Origin of the sequence: Pseudomonas imrae (assembly GCF_046352735.2) — a bacterium.
GTDB classification, from domain to species: Bacteria; Pseudomonadota; Gammaproteobacteria; order Pseudomonadales; family Pseudomonadaceae; genus Aquipseudomonas; species Aquipseudomonas imrae.
In genome coordinates, this window is record NZ_CP110853.2 from 1,693,100 (window position 1) to 1,709,789 (window position 16,690).

General features: G+C 59.0%; 11 protein-coding genes. 5 read left to right on the forward strand and 6 right to left on the reverse strand.

The window, feature by feature from the left end:
* Positions 1–5: 5 nt before the first annotated feature.
* The 3 genes from wecC to acnA all read right to left on the reverse strand — a co-directional run bounded on the left by wecC (position 6) and on the right by acnA (position 5,904).
* Positions 6–1,268 (reverse strand): UDP-N-acetyl-D-mannosamine dehydrogenase, encoded by a 1,263-nt coding sequence (gene wecC / locus OQ460_RS07765; RefSeq protein WP_410021256.1) that lies wholly within the window; start codon positions 1,266–1,268, stop codon positions 6–8.
* Positions 1,265–2,419, reverse strand: a complete 1,155-nt coding sequence (gene wecB / locus OQ460_RS07770) for a non-hydrolyzing UDP-N-acetylglucosamine 2-epimerase (protein ID WP_410021257.1) — start codon at positions 2,417–2,419, stop codon at positions 1,265–1,267. The genes wecC and wecB overlap by 4 nt, the downstream gene beginning before the upstream one ends.
* Positions 2,420–3,162: 743 nt before the next feature.
* Positions 3,163–5,904 (reverse strand): aconitate hydratase AcnA, encoded by a 2,742-nt coding sequence (acnA, locus tag OQ460_RS07775; RefSeq protein WP_410021258.1) that lies wholly within the window; start codon positions 5,902–5,904, stop codon positions 3,163–3,165.
* A 192-nt stretch (positions 5,905–6,096) separates the two neighbouring features.
* Here acnA and rlmM point away from each other — a divergent pair, with 192 nt between their 5' ends.
* Together rlmM and tusA are read left to right on the forward strand one after the other, a co-directional pair.
* Positions 6,097–7,170, forward strand: coding sequence for a 23S rRNA (cytidine(2498)-2'-O)-methyltransferase RlmM (rlmM, locus tag OQ460_RS07780; RefSeq protein WP_410021259.1), 1,074 nt, complete (start codon positions 6,097–6,099; stop codon positions 7,168–7,170).
* An 18-nt stretch (positions 7,171–7,188) separates the two neighbouring features.
* A complete protein-coding gene (tusA, locus tag OQ460_RS07785; RefSeq protein WP_410021260.1) occupies positions 7,189–7,440 on the forward strand; it encodes a sulfurtransferase TusA in 252 nt (83 codons plus the stop codon).
* Here tusA and OQ460_RS07790 read toward each other — a convergent pair.
* On the reverse strand, positions 7,437–8,819 hold the full coding sequence (locus OQ460_RS07790; RefSeq protein WP_410021261.1) for an MATE family efflux transporter: 1,383 nt from the start codon (positions 8,817–8,819) through the stop codon (positions 7,437–7,439). The genes tusA and OQ460_RS07790 overlap by 4 nt on opposite strands.
* Positions 8,820–8,963: 144 nt before the next feature.
* On the opposite strand from OQ460_RS07790, the gene pdxB reads away from it, so the two are divergent.
* Complete coding sequence (gene pdxB / locus OQ460_RS07795) at positions 8,964–10,112, forward strand: 4-phosphoerythronate dehydrogenase PdxB (protein ID WP_410021262.1); 1,149 nt, start codon at positions 8,964–8,966, stop codon at positions 10,110–10,112.
* A 133-nt stretch (positions 10,113–10,245) separates the two neighbouring features.
* Here the strand turns inward: pdxB and OQ460_RS07800 are convergent, their stop codons facing one another.
* Positions 10,246–10,419: a PA1571 family protein gene (locus OQ460_RS07800; protein ID WP_410021263.1), complete on the reverse strand. Its 174-nt coding sequence runs from the start codon at positions 10,417–10,419 to the stop codon at positions 10,246–10,248.
* Between the two features lie 253 nt (positions 10,420–10,672).
* Here OQ460_RS07800 and OQ460_RS07805 point away from each other — a divergent pair, with 253 nt between their 5' ends.
* Positions 10,673–12,439: an ABC transporter transmembrane domain-containing protein gene (locus OQ460_RS07805; RefSeq protein WP_410021264.1), complete on the forward strand. Its 1,767-nt coding sequence runs from the start codon at positions 10,673–10,675 to the stop codon at positions 12,437–12,439.
* A 54-nt stretch (positions 12,440–12,493) separates the two neighbouring features.
* Here the strand turns inward: OQ460_RS07805 and OQ460_RS07810 are convergent, their stop codons facing one another.
* A complete protein-coding gene (locus OQ460_RS07810) occupies positions 12,494–14,422 on the reverse strand; it encodes a transglycosylase SLT domain-containing protein (RefSeq protein WP_410021265.1) in 1,929 nt (642 codons plus the stop codon).
* A gap of 213 nt (positions 14,423–14,635) precedes the next feature.
* Here OQ460_RS07810 and OQ460_RS07815 point away from each other — a divergent pair, with 213 nt between their 5' ends.
* On the forward strand, positions 14,636–16,555 hold the full coding sequence (locus tag OQ460_RS07815) for an ATP-binding cassette domain-containing protein (RefSeq protein ID WP_410021266.1): 1,920 nt from the start codon (positions 14,636–14,638) through the stop codon (positions 16,553–16,555).
* Positions 16,556–16,690: the final 135 nt, after the last annotated feature.

Here is a 16,690-nt window from a genome sequence, read left to right on the forward strand (position 1 = left end):
TCTTGTCAGGCAGCAAACACGCCTGCGGCATCGATCACAATGGCGTTATCACGCATCTTGGCCATGCTGGTGAACTCACGGTGTTTAACCAGCAACACGTGAATATGAGCACTGTCCAGGGCGTAGGCGGCGTCTACCAACTGGTGCTTGGCTAGGTCGGCGGGCAATTCTTCGATGTTAGGCTCGATTAATTGCAGTTCGACGCCCAGTTCATCACTTAGTTGACGTGCGATATTGAGCGACGGGCTTTCACGCAGGTCATCGATGTCCGGTTTGAACGCCAGGCCATAGCATGCGATGCGAACGCTGCTGGCAGATTGCTCCGGGTGGCTGAGCAAATACTCGGCTACCGCCAGCTTCACTTGTTGAATGACCCATTGCGGCTTCTGGTCGTTGACCTCGCGGGCACTGCGGATCAGGCGGGCCAGTTCCGGGGTTTTGCTAACGATAAACCAAGGGTCGACGGCAATGCAGTGACCACCGACGCCGGGGCCGGGCTGCAGGATATTCACGCGTGGGTGATGATTGGCCAGGCGAATCAGCTCCCAAGGGTTGATCTTCAGCTCGGCGCAAATCATCGACAGCTCGTTGGCGAACGCGATGTTGACGTCACGAAAGCTGTTTTCGGTGAGCTTGCACATCTCGGCCGTACGGGTGTCGGTGATGATGCACTCGCCTTCGACAAACGCGCGGTAAAGGCGCACTGCGGCTTCCGAGCACTTGGGTGTCATGCCGCCGATGATGCGGTCGTTGGCAACCAGTTCGCGCAGGACGTGGCCGGGCAGCACGCGCTCAGGGCAGTGGGCGATGCGAATGTCGGAATCTTCGCCGTGGGTGGCCGGGAAAGTCAGGTCCGGGCGCGCTTCGGCAAGCCACTGGGCCATGCTTTCGGTGGCACCGACCGGGGAGGTCGACTCCAGGATAACCAGGTCGTTTTTCTTCAGGACCTTGGCAATCGACTTGCTTGCGGCCTCGATGTAGCTCAGATCCGGTTCGTGGTCTTCCTTGAATGGGGTCGGTACCGCAATCAGGAACGCATCGGCCGGTTCGGCAACGGTAGTCGCCCGCAGGTAGCCTTCGGTGACAGCGGCATGCACCAGCATGTCGAGATCGGGTTCGACGATATGAATCTCGCCGCGGTTAATGGTGTCCACTGCACGCTGGTTGACGTCAACGCCAATCACTTGCTTTTTGCGCGAGGCAAAGATGGCTGCTGTTGGCAGGCCGATGTAACCGAGTCCAATGACCGAAATACGCGGGAAATTCATGCTGCAGTCTCATTTTGTTGAACGGCCAGAACCATCAGTGCCTCACGGATATAGGCACATGCCTTGCCATCACCATAAGGGTTATGGGCAAAGCTCATTTTTTGATAAGCGATTTCATCACTCAGCAGTTCGCTGAGATGGTGGGTAATTGAGTCGACTTCGGTACCTACGAGCTTGACAGTGCCCGCATCCACGGCTTCAGGCCGTTCGGTGGTGTCACGCATGACCAGCACGGGTTTGCCCAGCGCAGGTGCCTCTTCCTGAATGCCACCGGAGTCAGTGAGGATCAGGTAGGAACGGGTCATCAGGTAAACGAACGGCAGGTAGTCCAGGGGCTCGATCAGATGCACGTTGCCGATATCTGCCAGCAAGCGTTGCACGGGTTCGCGCACGTTGGGATTCAGATGCACGGGGTAAACGAACTCGACGTCCGGAAACTCCCGGGCGGTATTGGCCAGGGCCTGGCAAATGCGCTCGAAGCCGCCACCGAAGTTTTCGCGGCGATGGCCGGTGATCAGGACCATGCGATGGTCACGGGGCAAAAACGCGAACTGTTCGTCGAACTGTGCCTGTAGCTTCGATGCCGGGCTGTCCAGTCTTTCGACAATGCTGAGCAGTGCGTCGATTACCGTATTGCCTGTCACGTGAATCGCCGAGGAGGCGATCCCTTCTCGGAGCAGGTTTTGCCGCGATGTTTCAGTCGGTGCGAAATGAAGCGTCGCCAGGCTGCCGGTCAAGCGGCGATTACCTTCTTCCGGCCAGGGCGAGTAGAGATCGTTGGTACGCAAGCCCGCTTCGACGTGGGCAATCGGAATCTGCTGGTAATAAGCTGCCAGGCTGGCGGCGAAAGTGGTCGCGGTGTCGCCATGCACAAGGATCACATCAGGCTTGAACGCTTCCAGGACTGGCTTGAGTCCTTGCAGGATCGCTGTCGTCACGTCTGTCAGTGTTTGCCCAGGCTTCATGATGTTCAGATCGAAATCCGGCGTGAGGTCAAACAGCTCAAGCACTTGATCGAGCATTTCGCGGTGCTGGGCGGTGACACACACTTTCGCATCGAAACGCACGTCGCTCGCCAGTTGCAGGGCCAGAGGTGCCATTTTAATGGCTTCGGGCCGGGTTCCGAAAATGGACAAGGTCTTGATGGGCATAGTTGAACACCTCTACTACAGATATGACGGTGAACCCATGTCAGGATGCGGCGCACTTCAAAGCGCAGCCGGGAATCCATTCCAGAGGCAAAAAACGAATGCAGAAAGCCGCAGGTGCGGTATCGCGCAACTGAGTTGGTGTATGTGAGAGGTGGCAAGAGGTGTTGCTTTAGCGCACTCCGTGGCCATAACGACTCCACAATTTGCGCAGGAACACCTTCATGCTCTATTGGTGGCTGTTTGGTGACAACGCCTACGCGGAAAGAACGATATCATCTTGGGCGCCCTGTGCCATCAAGAAAATTCACATCGTTTCACTTTACAAATGGCTATAAAACAAATAAAGCGATGGGCAGTTTTTTCCCGTTGCGGGTTTGCAGGTTTACAGATAAATGGCTGTGTATGTAGGGAGTTTCTTATATTTCTCGGGTTTTTCTGACTTTTTCTGACTGGGCTGCTGGAAATCGCGGATTTCTTTTTTCTGCATTAAGCAGTTACAAAAAAATCACATTGCGGTGTGGATGCATCCGAGAATTGAGTCTACGCAGCGTAAAAATATGGCTTTTGGATATTGATAGGCTACTGCAGAGCTTGCTGAATGTTCGTTCCTCTGCCGTTATCGGCAGCAATTCGTTCAACTTTACCTCGACCGCTCTGCTGAACAGAGGTCGGTTGCAGCGCCGATCAGAGCGGCCAAAAAATGAAGACACCGCCCAAGGCGGTGTCTTGTCAGGCAAGGCGCCTTATGAGGCGATCAATTGTCGCAGCACATAATGCAAGATTCCCCCTGCCTTGAAGTACTCGACTTCGTTCAGCGTATCGATGCGGCACAGTACGTCGACCTTCTCATGGCTGCCATCTTCACGGGTTATCACCAAGGCAAGATTCATTCTTGGGCCAAGCGTTGCGCCCGTCAGTCCAAGAGTGTCGATCTTTTCCTTGCCTGTCAGCTTCAGGCTCTTGCGGTTCTGGTCCAGTTTGAACTGCAGCGGCAACACGCCCATGCCTACCAGGTTGGAGCGGTGAATCCGCTCGAAGCTCTCGGCGATTACCGCCTTGACCCCCAGTAGATTGGTACCCTTGGCCGCCCAGTCGCGGCTGGAGCCGGTGCCATACTCCTGGCCTGCGACAACCACCAGTGGCGTGCCGGATGCCTGGTACTTCATCGCCGCCTCGTAGATCGACATTTTTTCGCCAGTGGGGATATACAGCGTATTGCCGCCTTCTTCGCCCCCCAGCATTTCGTTGCGGATACGGATGTTGGCGAAGGTGCCGCGCATCATCACTTCATGGTTGCCCCGGCGCGAACCGTAGGAGTTGAAGTCTCGCGGTTCGACGCCCTGTTCGCGCAAGTAGCGTCCGGCCGGGCTGTCGGCCTTGATGTTGCCGGCAGGGGAGATGTGGTCAGTGGTCACTGAGTCTGCGAGCAAGGCCAGGACATTGGCACCCTGTATATCCTTGATCACCGGCAAGGGGCCGGCGATGTCATCGAAGAACGGTGGGTGCTGGATATAGGTAGAGTCTTTCTGCCACACGTAAGTCGCCGCCTGCGGGACTTCGATGGCTTGCCACTGTTCATCGCCTGCAAACACTTCGGCATATTCCTTGTGGAACATGCCGGTACTGACTTGTGCCACGGCGTCGGCGATTTCCTGGCTGCTGGGCCAGATGTCCCGCAGGTACACCGGCTTGCCATCCTTGCCTTCGCCCAGGGGCTCACTGCTGATGTCGATACGTACAGTCCCGGCCAGCGCATACGCCACGACGAGGGGGGGCGAGGCCAGCCAGTTGGTTTTCACCAGCGGATGCACGCGGCCTTCGAAGTTACGGTTGCCGGATAGCACCGACGCGACGGCGAGGTCGGCTTTCTGGATGGCTTTCTCGATGGGGTCCGGCAGGGGGCCTGAGTTGCCGATACACGTAGTGCAGCCATAACCCACCAGGTCGAAACCCAGTTGATTCAGGTACTGAGTCAGGCCGGCGGCCTTGTAATAATCAGTAACGACCTTGGAGCCGGGCGCCAGTGAGGTTTTTACCCACGGCTTGCGAGTCAGGCCTTTTTCCACGGCTTTCTTCGCTACCAGGCCGGCTGCCATCATTACACTTGGATTGGAGGTATTGGTGCAGGAGGTAATTGCAGCGATTACTACGGCGCCATTTTTCAGGCGATAGGTCTGGCCTTCGAAGTCGTAGTCCGCTTCGCCTACCAGATCGGCATTGCCCACCGCGACGCCACCGCCACCTTCGCTTTCCAGGCGACCTTCTTCCTTGCTGGTTGGCTTGAACTGCAAATCGAGGAAGTCGCTGAACGCCTGGCCCACATCGGGTAGCGATACACGATCCTGAGGACGTTTCGGCCCGGCAAGGCTGGCCTCTACGGTGCCCATGTCCAAGGCCAGGCTGTCAGTGAACACCGGCTCCTGGCCCGCGTTGCGCCACAGGCCTTGGGCTTTGGTGTAGGCCTCCACCAGCTTGACCGTTGCTGTCGGGCGACCCGACAGTCGCAAGTAGTCCAACGTCACCTCGTCCACCGGGAAAAAACCACAGGTGGCGCCATATTCCGGTGCCATGTTGGCGATGGTGGCGCGGTCGGCCAGCGGCAGGTCGGCGAGGCCATCACCATAAAACTCGACGAATTTGCCGACCACGCCTTTTTTGCGCAGCATCTGCGTCACGGTCAGCACCAGGTCGGTGGCGGTGATGCCTTCCTTGAGTTTGCCGGTGAGCTTGAAGCCGATGACTTCAGGGATCAGCATCGACACCGGTTGGCCAAGCATCGCCGCTTCCGCCTCGATCCCACCCACGCCCCAACCCAGTACGCCGAGACCGTTGATCATGGTGGTGTGAGAATCGGTGCCGACCAGCGTGTCAGGGAAGGCATACGTGCGGCCGTCTTCGTCCTTGGTCCACACCGTGCGGCCCAGGTATTCCAGGTTCACCTGGTGGCAGATACCGGTGCCGGGCGGCACTACGCTGAAATTATCGAAGGCGCTTTGGCCCCAGCGCAGAAAGGCATAGCGTTCGCCGTTGCGCTGCATCTCGATATCGACGTTCTGTTCGAACGCCTCGGCGTTGCCAAACTTGTCGACCATCACCGAGTGGTCAATCACCAGATCCACCGGTGATAACGGGTTGATGCGCTGCGGATCGCCACCAGCCTTGGCCATGGCGGCGCGCATGGCAGCCAGGTCGACTACCGCTGGGACGCCGGTGAAGTCTTGCATCAGCACTCGCGCCGGGCGGTACTGGATCTCGCGGTCCGAGCGGCGCTCCTTGAGCCAGGCGGCAATCGCCTTGAGGTCTGCGCCGGTGACGGTTTTTTCGTCCTCCCAGCGCAACAGGTTTTCCAGCAGCACCTTGAGTGACATCGGCAGCTTATCCAGGTCACCCAGGCTCTTGGCGGCCTCGGGCAGGCTGAAGTAGTGGTACGTCGTGTTGTCTATTTCAAGTGTCTTAAGGGTACTCAGGCTATCAAGGGATGACATTACATGACTCCTTATGATCCGCACGGCTACGGACCTGACGGGACGGACAGAGCTTCTAACCTAGCGCTGTTTTAGGTAGGTGGCTAATAACTGGACTCTATGGGCATAACCAAGGTTCCGAAGTCAGCTATCATGCGCGCGTTTTCATGACAGGCTTTGCGCCAGAGCAAGGTCGGTGATCCAGGAGAGTCAATGAACACCCTTTTTATGCACTGCCGCCCGGGCTTTGAAGGCGAAGTCTGTTCCGAGATCGCGGAGCATGCCGCTCGCCTTAATGTCTCGGGCTATGCCAAGGCCAAGACCGGCAGCGCTTGCGCCGAATTTATCTGCACTGAAGAAGAGGGCGCCCAGCGCCTGATGCACGGCCAGCGTTTTGCCGAGCTGATCTTCCCGCGGCAGTGGGCGCGTGGGGTCTTTATCGACCTGCCGGAAACCGATCGCATCAGCGTGATCCTCGCCCACCTGCACAGTTTTCCTGTGTGCGGCAGCCTGTGGCTGGAGATGGTCGACACCAACGATGGCAAGGAACTGTCGAACTTCTGCAAAAAATTCGAAGGCCACCTGCGCAAGGCGCTGTTGGCCGCCGGCCGGTTGGTGGAGGACGCCAGCAAGCCGCGACTGTTGCTGACCTTCAAAAGCGGTCGCGAAGTATTCATGGGGCTGGCCGAGTCGAACAACTCGGCGATGTGGCCAATGGGCATTCCTCGCCTGAAATTCCCTCGCGACGCGCCGAGCCGCTCGACCTTGAAGCTGGAAGAGGCCTGGCACCACTTTATCCCTCGTGATCAGTGGGAAGACCGTCTGCACGGCGATATGACTGGCGTTGACCTGGGCGCCGCACCAGGCGGCTGGACCTGGCAGTTGGTCAATCGTGGCATGTTGGTCACGGCCATCGATAACGGGCCGATGGCCGAAAGCCTGATGGATACCGGCCTGGTGCAGCATTTGATGGCGGATGGCTTTACCTTCACGCCCAAGCAACCGGTGGATTGGATGGTCTGCGATATCGTCGAGAAGCCGGCGCGCAATGCCGCGTTGTTGGAAACCTGGATCGGCGAAGGCCATTGCCGTGAAGCGGTGGTTAACCTCAAACTGCCGATGAAACAGCGTTATGCCGAAGTGAAGCGTCTGTTGGAGCGGATCGAGGACGGTTTCAAGGCGCGCGGCATTCGCGTGGAAATCGGCTGCAAGCAGCTGTACCACGACCGCGAGGAAGTGACGTGCCATTTGCGTCGTTTGGATGTGAAGAAAACCAAGGCCCGTTGAACCTTGCAGGAGTAAACGATGAGCAATATTTTGGATACCGCCGTCGACGGCACCCTCGACGCCACTGGCCTCAACTGCCCGGAGCCGGTGATGATGCTGCACCAGCACATCCGTGACCTGGCGCCGGGTGGCCTGCTCAAGGTGATCGCGACCGATCCGTCGACCCGTCGCGACATTCCCAAGTTTTGTGTGTTCCTCGACCATGAACTCGTGGAACAGCAAGAACAGGCGGGTACCTATCTGTACTGGATTCGCAAGAAGTCCGATTAAGCTGCGTGAATGCGCCGGCGCGCACTGCGTGCCAGGCGCACCAGCAACATGGCCGCCGCACAGCTCAAGCCAACGATCAGTCCCTGCCACAAGCCGCTCGGGCCGTTGGCCTGGCCCAACCAGTCGGTCAGCCCCAATGCATAGCCCACAGGCAGGCCCACGCCCCAATAGGCGAACAGGGTCAGGACCATGGTCACCCGGGTGTCCTGATACCCACGCAAGGCGCCAGCCGCAGTGACCTGGATCGCGTCGGAAAACTGGAATAGCGCGGCAAACACAATCAGCGTCGCCGCCACCTGGATCGCCAGGGGGTCTGAGGTGTAGATCGTGGCGATCTGTTCGCGGAACACCAACATCAAGCCGCAAGACACGCAGGCATAGGCCAGTGCAGTGCCCATCCCTACGCCGGCGGCAAAGCGCGCCTCACGTGGTTCGCCACGGCCCAGGGCCTGGCCGACGCGCACGGTCACCGCCATGCTCAAGGAGTAAGGAATCATGAACACCAGGGAGCTGAAGTTCAGGGCAATCTGGTGTCCAGCCACCACGGTTGCACCGAGGCTGCCGATCAGCAGGGCAATCACTGCAAAGATGCTCGACTCGGCAAAGATCGCGATGCCGATCGGCAGGCCGATGCTCAATATGCGTTTGATCACCGTCCATTGCGGCCAGTCGAAACGCTTGAACAGTTCGCTGGCGTGATACACCGGCGCCCAGCGGGTCCAGCCGGCCAGGCCGAGCATCATCACCCACATCACAATCGCCGTGGCCCAGCCGCAACCGACGCCGCCCATGGCCGGCACGCCAAAATGGCCATAGATGAATATGTAATTGAGCGGAATGTTCAGCGCCAGTCCACAAAGGCCCAGAACCATGCTTGGGCGTGTGCGCCCCAGCCCGTCACTGAAACAGCGCAATACGTAATACAGTGCAACGGCCGGCATGCCTGAAGCAATTCCGTGCAGATAGCCCATGCACGGTGCGATCAGTTCAGGATCGACGTTCATGGCGCGCAGGATCGGTTCGGCGCTGATCAGCAACAATAACGCGATAATCCCGACCATCAGTCCCAACCACATAGACTGGCGCACCAACGGGCCGATCTCGCGGTGGTTACCGGCGCCAAAACGCTGGGCGACTTTGGGGGTGGTGGCCAGCAGGGTGCCGGTCATCAACAGATACACCGGAATCCAGATCGAGTTGCCCAGGGCTACGGCTGCAAGGTCTCGCGAGCTGACACGTCCGGCCATTACCGCGTCGACAAAGCCCATGGCGGTGGTTGCCAGTTGCCCGATCATGATCGGCAGGGCCAGGGCCAGCAGGTTGCGGACCTCCAGGCGGACGCGGGCGGGGCGGGAGAGGGTGGAAGTGGCAGTGTTCACGAGCTGGTGTCCGATAAGGGGGGAAGCGCAGGACGACGGATTCTACGCCTTGACGTGTCAGTCAGGAAAAAACCTGTGTTGCTGATTTGTAAACGTTGCAGCGGCCCCTGCCTGTACACTACTGATCCGCCAAAGGAGCCTGCCATGCTGATTGTTGCCGACGAAAATATTCCGCTGCTCGATGAGTTCTTTGAAGGCTTCGGTGAGATTCGCCGGGTGCCTGGCCGATCCATCGACCGCGCCACCCTCGAACAGGCCGATGTGCTGTTGGTGCGTTCGGTGACCAACGTCAACCGTGCGCTGCTTGAAGGCACGCCAGTGCGTTTTGTCGGCACGTGCACCATCGGAACTGATCACCTGGACCTCGACTACTTGCAAAAAGCCGGTATCCAATGGTCCAGCGCACCGGGTTGCAACGCCCGAGGTGTGGTCGACTACGTGCTGGGCAGCCTGCTGACCCTGGCCGAAATCGAGGGCGCCGACCTGAACCAGCGCACCTATGGCGTGGTGGGCGCAGGCGCAGTGGGCGGCCGCCTGGTCAAGGTGCTCGAAGGCCTGGGCTGGAAGGTGCTGGTGTGCGATCCGCCGCGACAGATGGCCGAGGACGGTGACTACGTCAGTCTGGAGCAGATCATCGAGCAGTGCGATGTCATCAGTTTGCATACGCCATTGAAAAAATCCGGTAGCGGCTCGACCTGGCACCTGTTTGATCGTCAGCGCCTGAATCAGCTCAAGTCTGGTGCCTGGCTGATCAATGCCAGTCGTGGTGCGGTGGTGGATAACGCCGCGCTCAAGGACGTGTTGCTGGCTCGTGAAGATTTACAGGCGGTGTTGGACGTGTGGGAGGGCGAGCCTGAGGTGGATGTCGAATTGGCTGATCTGTGCGTGCTGGCAACCCCGCACATCGCGGGTTACAGCCTGGACGGCAAGCAGCGCGGCACCGCGCAGATCTACCAGGCGTTTTGCGAGCATCTCGGTCAGGCGGCGAGCATTCAATTGAGCGATTTGTTGCCACAGCCGTGGCTGGCCGAAGTCAGCCTCAATGCCCACGCCGATCCGGCGTGGGCTCTGGCCATGCTGTGTCGCGGTGTTTATGACCCGCGTCGGGACGATGCGGATTTTCGGCGCAGCCTGATGGGGCGTGTGGACGAGCAGCGCCAGGCGTTCGACCTGCTTCGCAAGCATTATCCGTTGCGCAGGGAAATTGATGGGTTGAAGGTGCGGATCAATGGCGAGTCGAAGGACTTATCAAGGATTGTCTCGGCGTTGGGTGCGTCTGCCGTGGGGGCTTGATGCTGTTCTTGCTCGCGAAAAACGTCAACGATAACCCGTGTATCAGGATAAGCGCGGTGCCCTTGAGTTCTTCGCGAGCAAGCTCGTTCCTACGATAAATCGGCATTGGTTCTGCAGGTCAATTCCGGGTATATCAGCCTTGTCGGGCAGGCTTGACCAGTTTCTTTTCCAGGTCCGCGCACGCACTCTGGATCATCTCCTCGGTAATCGGCACTTCGCGGCCTTGGGCATCGATATACGAGCAAGGTAATGCCTGCTGCTGGCGGATTACTTCAACTTTGTCAGTGCTGCTGGTTTGCAAGGACATGCCTGTCTCCTCATCAGGTTGTGTTCCTACTTTAACTCCCCCGCGTGACCGAGCTATTACAACTCCTTACACGATCAACGGTTCGAGCGCACAGTCCAGCAGAAATCCCGCTGGATTTCCAGTTGCACTTTAGAACGATAACCTCTAGGGCCCGACCACGCCGGGCATAATTAACCCGACTCATTATGATTTGCCCAAGTCCTGTCCGATTGCGGTGTAGGCTTGAGGCTGTATCCAATCAGGTGATGTTTCCATGCTCTCTGCCCGTCAACGCCGCGCCATTCGCCTGGCCGGTCGCTTTATTGCCCCTTATCGCTGGCAGGCTTTGGGTGCCTTGTTGGCACTGATTGTCACCGCAGGCATTACCTTGTCCATGGGCCAGGGGATCCGTTTATTGGTCGATCAAGGTTTCATGACCCAGTCACCGCACCTGCTCAACCAGTCCATAGGCCTGTTCATGGTGCTGGTTCTGGGCTTGGCGGTGGGGACGTTTACCCGCTTTTACCTGGTATCGTGGATCGGCGAGCGCTGTGTCGCGGATATTCGCCGTCAAGTATTCAACCACCTGATCTACCTGCACCCGGGATTCTACGAAAACAATCGCAGTTCCGAGATCCAGTCGCGATTGACCGCCGACACCACCTTGTTGCAGTCGGTCATCGGTTCTTCGCTGTCGTTGTTCCTGCGCAATGCACTGATGGTGATCGGTGGTGTGGTGCTGCTGTTTATAACCAATCCCAAGCTCACCAGCATTGTCGTGGTGGCGTTGCCATTGGTCCTGGCACCGATCCTAGTTTTCGGCAGGCGCGTGCGTAGCTTGTCGCGGCTGAGCCAGGATCGTATTGCCGATGTCGGCAGTTATGTTTCCGAGACTCTCGGCCAGATCAAGACTGTGCAGGCCTACAACCATCAGATGCAGGATGAGCAGCGATTCGCCATCACGGTGGAAGAGGCGTTCGCCACTGCTCGCAAACGCATCGTCCAGCGAGCCTGGCTGATTACCCTGGTGATCATGCTGGTGCTGGGCGCTGTGGGTGTGATGCTTTGGGTTGGGGGCATGGATGTGATTGCCGGGCGTATTTCCGGGGGCGAGCTGGCGGCCTTTGTGTTTTACAGCCTGATTGTCGGCAGCGCCTTCGGCACGTTGAGCGAAGTGATTGGCGAGTTGCAGCGAGCGGCTGGCGCGGCGGAGCGAATTGCCGAACTGCTGCAGTCGAGCAATGAAATCCAGGCACCTGCCAGTGGGTTGGTCACACTACCTGAGCGAATCAGTGGTCGGCTGGAGCTGCAGGACCTGCGTTTTTCCTATCCGTCGCGGCCCGACCGATATGCCATCGACGGCCTGGACCTGACCATCAAGGCTGGCGAAACCCTGGCCTTGGTCGGGCCGTCCGGTGCTGGAAAATCAACGATCTTCGACCTATTGCTGCGGTTCTATGATCCACAACAAGGTCGCATCCTGTTGGAAGGCCAGCCATTGACCGCGCTGGACCCGCTGGACGCGCGCCGCTGCTACGCGCTCGTCTCCCAGAGCCCGGCGCTGTTTTTTGGCAGCGTCGAGGAGAACATTCGTTACGGCAACCCGACGGCCACTTTTGCCGAAGTCGAGGCGGCGGCGCGTATCGCCCATGCACATGACTTTATCCTGCAAATGCCTGACGGTTATCGCACGCACCTGGGCGATGGCGGCACTGGCCTCTCTGGTGGGCAGCGCCAGCGTCTGGCGATTGCCCGGGCGTTGCTGGTGGATGCACCGATCCTGCTGCTGGATGAGGCCACCAGTGCCCTTGATGCCCAGAGTGAGCACCTGATCCAGCAGGCGCTGCCGCAATTGATGCAGGGGCGTACCACGCTGGTGATTGCCCATCGCCTGGCCACGGTGAAAAACGCCGACCGGATCGCGGTGATGGATCAGGGGAAAGTGGTGGCCGTGGGCACTCATCAGCAGTTGATTGCCAGCAATCCTTTATATGCACGGCTGGCGGCGCTGCAGTTCAGCGATGGGCATGATGGGGCTTAAGCTGCAAGTCGCAAGCTTCAAGCTTCAAGCTTGTAGCTTGCGGCTGCCCCTCTGCTACTGATCATCGAAGTAGCGTTCATGCCAGTCCACCAGTGGTTGTGGTGAGTTGAGCTTCTGGCCATAGATGACCGAATAAGACAGCACGTTCTGCACATATTGCCGAGTTTCGTCGAAAGGAATGCTTTCTACCCACACATCGAAACTCAGGTGGTCGGCACCCCGCAGCCATTGGCGTACGCGGCCGGGGCCGGCATTGTAGGCAGCGGAAGCGAGGACGCGGTTGCCATTGAACTGGCTATGGACCTGGCTCAGGTACGCGGCCCCGAGTCGGATGTTTGTGTCCGGGTCCAGCACCTGGCGGGGCGAAGCCAGCGGGATGCTGAACTTGCGTGCGGTTTCCTTGGCGGTGGCGGGCATCAGTTGCATCAGGCCGCTGGCGCCTACGCCAGAACGGGCGTCGTCCATGAAGGCGCTTTCCTGACGAGTGATGGCGAATACCCAGCTGGAATGCAGGCCACGTACCTTGGCTTCCCGCACCAGTGTGTCGCGATGGGCCATGGGGAAGCGAATATCCAGGTCGTCCCAGTACTTCGCCTGGCTGATGGTACGGATCGCCGGGAAATACCATTTCATGTCGTAGGCGAGTTTGGCCTGGGCGACCATTTCGTCACGGTTGAAGTGACGGCTGACGTGGTACCACTCGCGACGCCCATCAACGATCTGGCCACGAGCGTAGAACTCCAGGGCGCGCCGCACACCGGGTGTGTTGCGTACTTTTTTGATCAGCGTCTGGCTCATCACCAAGGGGCGATTATTCAGTTGGTACGGGGCCTGGGAGCGATCTGCCGCCAGAAAGCCATAGAAATCGCGCTCGCGGGCCAGGTCCTTGTATAGCACCAAAGGCTGGGGGTTCTTGGGTTCAGCCAGTTCCAGGGCGCGGGCCTGCCAGTAGCGCCACCGGCTGGTGGTGGCCAGGTCCTGGGGCAGCTTGCGGGTCAGTTGATAGGCGTCTTCCCAGCGTGCCAGGCGTAACAGCAGGCGCATGCGCCATTCGGAGACCGTGTTGTCTTGCAGTTCCGGGTCGTATTTGGTCATTACGTCCAGCGCGCGCGGGTCGAAGCGTCGCGCCAGGGTCAAGCCGATCTCTCGGGCAATGGAAACCTTTTCGTCACGGGAGAAGTGCATGCTGGCGGCGTAACCGTCCAGCAACGCCATGGCTTTTTCCGGGTTCTGGCGTGCCAGGCGGCGAAGACCCAGGCCGACCGCGTCGGACATGGCCTCGGAGGCAGGCTGGAAGCGGGCCGGGTTGCTCAGCAAATCTGGCTTTTGCGCGACATCGACCATCAGGCGACCTTGGGGGGCAAGGGTGCTCAAGGTTTTGACCAGGCTGTTGGCCAGCGCATAGTTGCGGGCCTCGGCAGCCAGTTTGGTGCGCTGCCAGCGTTTCTGTTCAGTCAGTTGGCCCGCCGCGGACCACTGGGCGAACAGTGCATCGCAGGCAGCCGGTTGGGATTTGCCCGTCTGCCACAGTTTTTCGGCGCTGGCGTAGCCCTCGGCCTTGAGGTTGTGGCTCAACTGATATTGACCGTGGAGGCAGTCCAGTTCTGTGAAGTTGAGATTGGCATCGTAGTATTTTTCGAAGGTCTGCCAGTCGCCGCGCTCGGCCAGCCAGCGTAACCAGCGCAGTTTCATCCAGTTGGCCTGGGGCAGGTCGCCATGTTTGGCCAGGAACTGTTCGATTTCCTGATTGCTGGCGGACTTCAGGCGGGCGGTGAGTTCGTCATACGCCAGGTACGGCGTCAGCGGATAATCTGCCAGCGCGCTGCTGTATTGCATGTAGGGCCCGGTATCGCCCTTGGCCAGCGCGCGCTTGGCTTGATCGTAATATTGACGTTGGGTGGTCAAATCCACGGCCTGGGCGCTTTGAACGGCGGTGGTAGAAAGAAGCAGGCAAGATAAGAAACTGAAAAGGCGACTGCGCATGAGACGTCCGTGCAAAGAAATCAGGACTAGTGCCGACGCGGGTCGACACTGATTGTCCCTAGCTTAGCCTTTTGCCAGTGACCGGTGAAAGCTTTGCCAGGTGCTTCGTTCAAGTTATTGGGAAATGTCCTTCAGAACGTGTCGCAGGTGAAAATGCCGGCCGCTTCAGCCCCCAACTCAGGTAGAATGCGCGCCCGGTTTTTGGAGAAGCTCATGACCCTGCTCAAATTCAGCGATGTGTCCCTTGCTTTCGGCGCTATGCCGTTGTTGGACAAGGTGTCCTGGCAGATCGCCCGTGGTGAGCGGGTGTGCATCATCGGCCGCAACGGCACTGGCAAATCCAGCATGATGAAGCTGGTAAAAGGCGATCAGAAGCCCGATGAAGGCTCTGTATGGCGCGCGCCCGGCCTCAAGATCGGCGAATTACCGCAAGAATTGCCAGTGGCCGACGGACGGACTGTGTTCGACGTGGTCGCCGAAGGCCTGGACGGTGTCGGCGCGTTGCTCGCCCAATACCATCACCTGAGCCAGAACATCGTCACCGATGCCGACCTGGACAAGCTGATGCATGTCCAGCAAGACCTCGAAGCCCGTGATGGCTGGCGCTTGCAGCAACTGGTCGACAGTACCTTGAGTCGCCTGCAGCTGCCGGCCGACAAAACCCTCGCCGAATTGTCCGGCGGCTGGCGTCGTCGCGTCCTGCTGGCCCAGGCCCTGGTTTCCGAACCGGACCTGCTGTTGCTCGATGAGCCGACCAACCACCTGGATATCGGTGCAATCGCCTGGCTGGAAGAAGCCCTCAAGGACTTCCAGGGCGCCGTGCTGTTTATCACGCACGACCGTTCCTTCCTGCAAAACCTGGCCACCCGCATCCTGGAACTGGATCGTGGCGGCCTGATCGACTGGAACGGCGACTACGCCAGCTTCCTGGTGCATAAGGAAGCCGCTCTGGCTGCCGAAGAAACCGCGAATGCACTGTTTGATAAAAAACTGGCTCAGGAAGAGGTCTGGATCCGCCAGGGTATCAAGGCCCGTCGCACCCGTAACGAAGGCCGCGTGCGTGCACTCAAGGCCCTGCGCGTTGAGCGCAGCGAGCGTCGCGAGCGTACCGGCAAGGCCAATATCCAACTCGATACGGCCGACAAGTCGGGCAAGCAGGTCATGGTGCTGGAGAATGTCAGCTTCCATCACCCGGATGGTCCGTTCTTGATCAAGGACTTCTCCATGGTCCTGCAGCGCGGCGATCGCATCGGCCTGCTGGGTGCCAACGGTACCGGCAAAACCACTTTGCTCAAGCTGATGCTCAGCGGTCTGCAACCGACCAGCGGCACCGTGGAGGAGGGGACGCGCATTGACGTGGCCTACTTCGACCAGTTGCGTCACCAGTTGGACCTGGAAAAAACCGTCATCGACAACGTTGCCGAAGGCCGCGATTTCATCGATATCGATGGCCAGAGCCGTCATGTGCTGAGCTATCTGGGTGACTTCCTGTTCAGCCCGCAGCGTGCCCGCACCCCGGTCAAGGCGCTGTCTGGCGGTGAGCGTGCGCGCCTGTTGTTGGCCAAGCTGTTCAGCAAGCCAGCCAACCTGCTGGTGCTCGACGAACCGACCAACGACCTGGATGTGGAAACCCTCGAGCTGCTCGAAGAGGTCTTGCTGACCTTCAATGGCACCGTGCTGATGGTCAGTCACGACCGGGCATTCCTCGATAACGTGGTCACCAGCACGCTGGTCTTCGAAGGCGAAGGCAAGGTTCGCGAGTACGTCGGTGGTTATCAGGACTGGCTGCGTCAGGGCGGCTCGCCGCGCCTGTTGGGCGTGACCGAAAGCAAGTCCGGCAAGGCCGACTTGAATTCTGCGGTGGTTACACCGGTTGCGGCCGCTGCGCCTGCCCAGGACGCTGCTCCGGCTGCCAAGAAGAAACTCAGCTACAAGCTGCAGCGTGAGCTGGAAGCCTTGCCGGGCGATATCGACGCCAAGGAAAAGCAGATCGCCGCCGTTGAGGCTGAAATGGCGGACGCGGGGTTCTATCTGCGTCCTGGGGCGGAAACCGCGAAGGTCATTGCGTCCCTTGAACAGTTGAACAAAGAGCTGGATGCGCTGGTTGAACGTTGGGCCGAGCTGGATGCCTGAGTGATTCCAGAGCATTAAAAAGCCCGGTGTTCATGTGGATGAACACCGGGCTTTTTATATGAAATACCGTTTCAAATGTGGGAGCGGGCTTGCTCGCGAAAGCGGTCTGTCAGTTGATGCATCTGGCGACTGATA

Coding starts and splice junctions, on each gene's coding strand:
- wecC (WP_410021256.1), bottom strand. CDS start 1,268: ATGAATTTCCCGCGTATTTCGGTCATTGGACTCGGTTACATCGGCCTG.
- wecB (WP_410021257.1), bottom strand. CDS start 2,419: ATGCCCATCAAGACCTTGTCCATTTTCGGAACCCGGCCCGAAGCCATT.
- acnA (WP_410021258.1), bottom strand. CDS start 5,904: ATGTCATCCCTTGATAGCCTGAGTACCCTTAAGACACTTGAAATAGAC.
- rlmM (WP_410021259.1), top strand. CDS start 6,097: ATGAACACCCTTTTTATGCACTGCCGCCCGGGCTTTGAAGGCGAAGTC.
- tusA (WP_410021260.1), top strand. CDS start 7,189: ATGAGCAATATTTTGGATACCGCCGTCGACGGCACCCTCGACGCCACT.
- pdxB (WP_410021262.1), top strand. CDS start 8,964: ATGCTGATTGTTGCCGACGAAAATATTCCGCTGCTCGATGAGTTCTTT.
- OQ460_RS07800 (WP_410021263.1), bottom strand. CDS start 10,419: ATGTCCTTGCAAACCAGCAGCACTGACAAAGTTGAAGTAATCCGCCAG.
- OQ460_RS07805 (WP_410021264.1), top strand. CDS start 10,673: ATGCTCTCTGCCCGTCAACGCCGCGCCATTCGCCTGGCCGGTCGCTTT.
- OQ460_RS07810 (WP_410021265.1), bottom strand. CDS start 14,422: ATGCGCAGTCGCCTTTTCAGTTTCTTATCTTGCCTGCTTCTTTCTACC.
- OQ460_RS07815 (WP_410021266.1), top strand. CDS start 14,636: ATGACCCTGCTCAAATTCAGCGATGTGTCCCTTGCTTTCGGCGCTATG.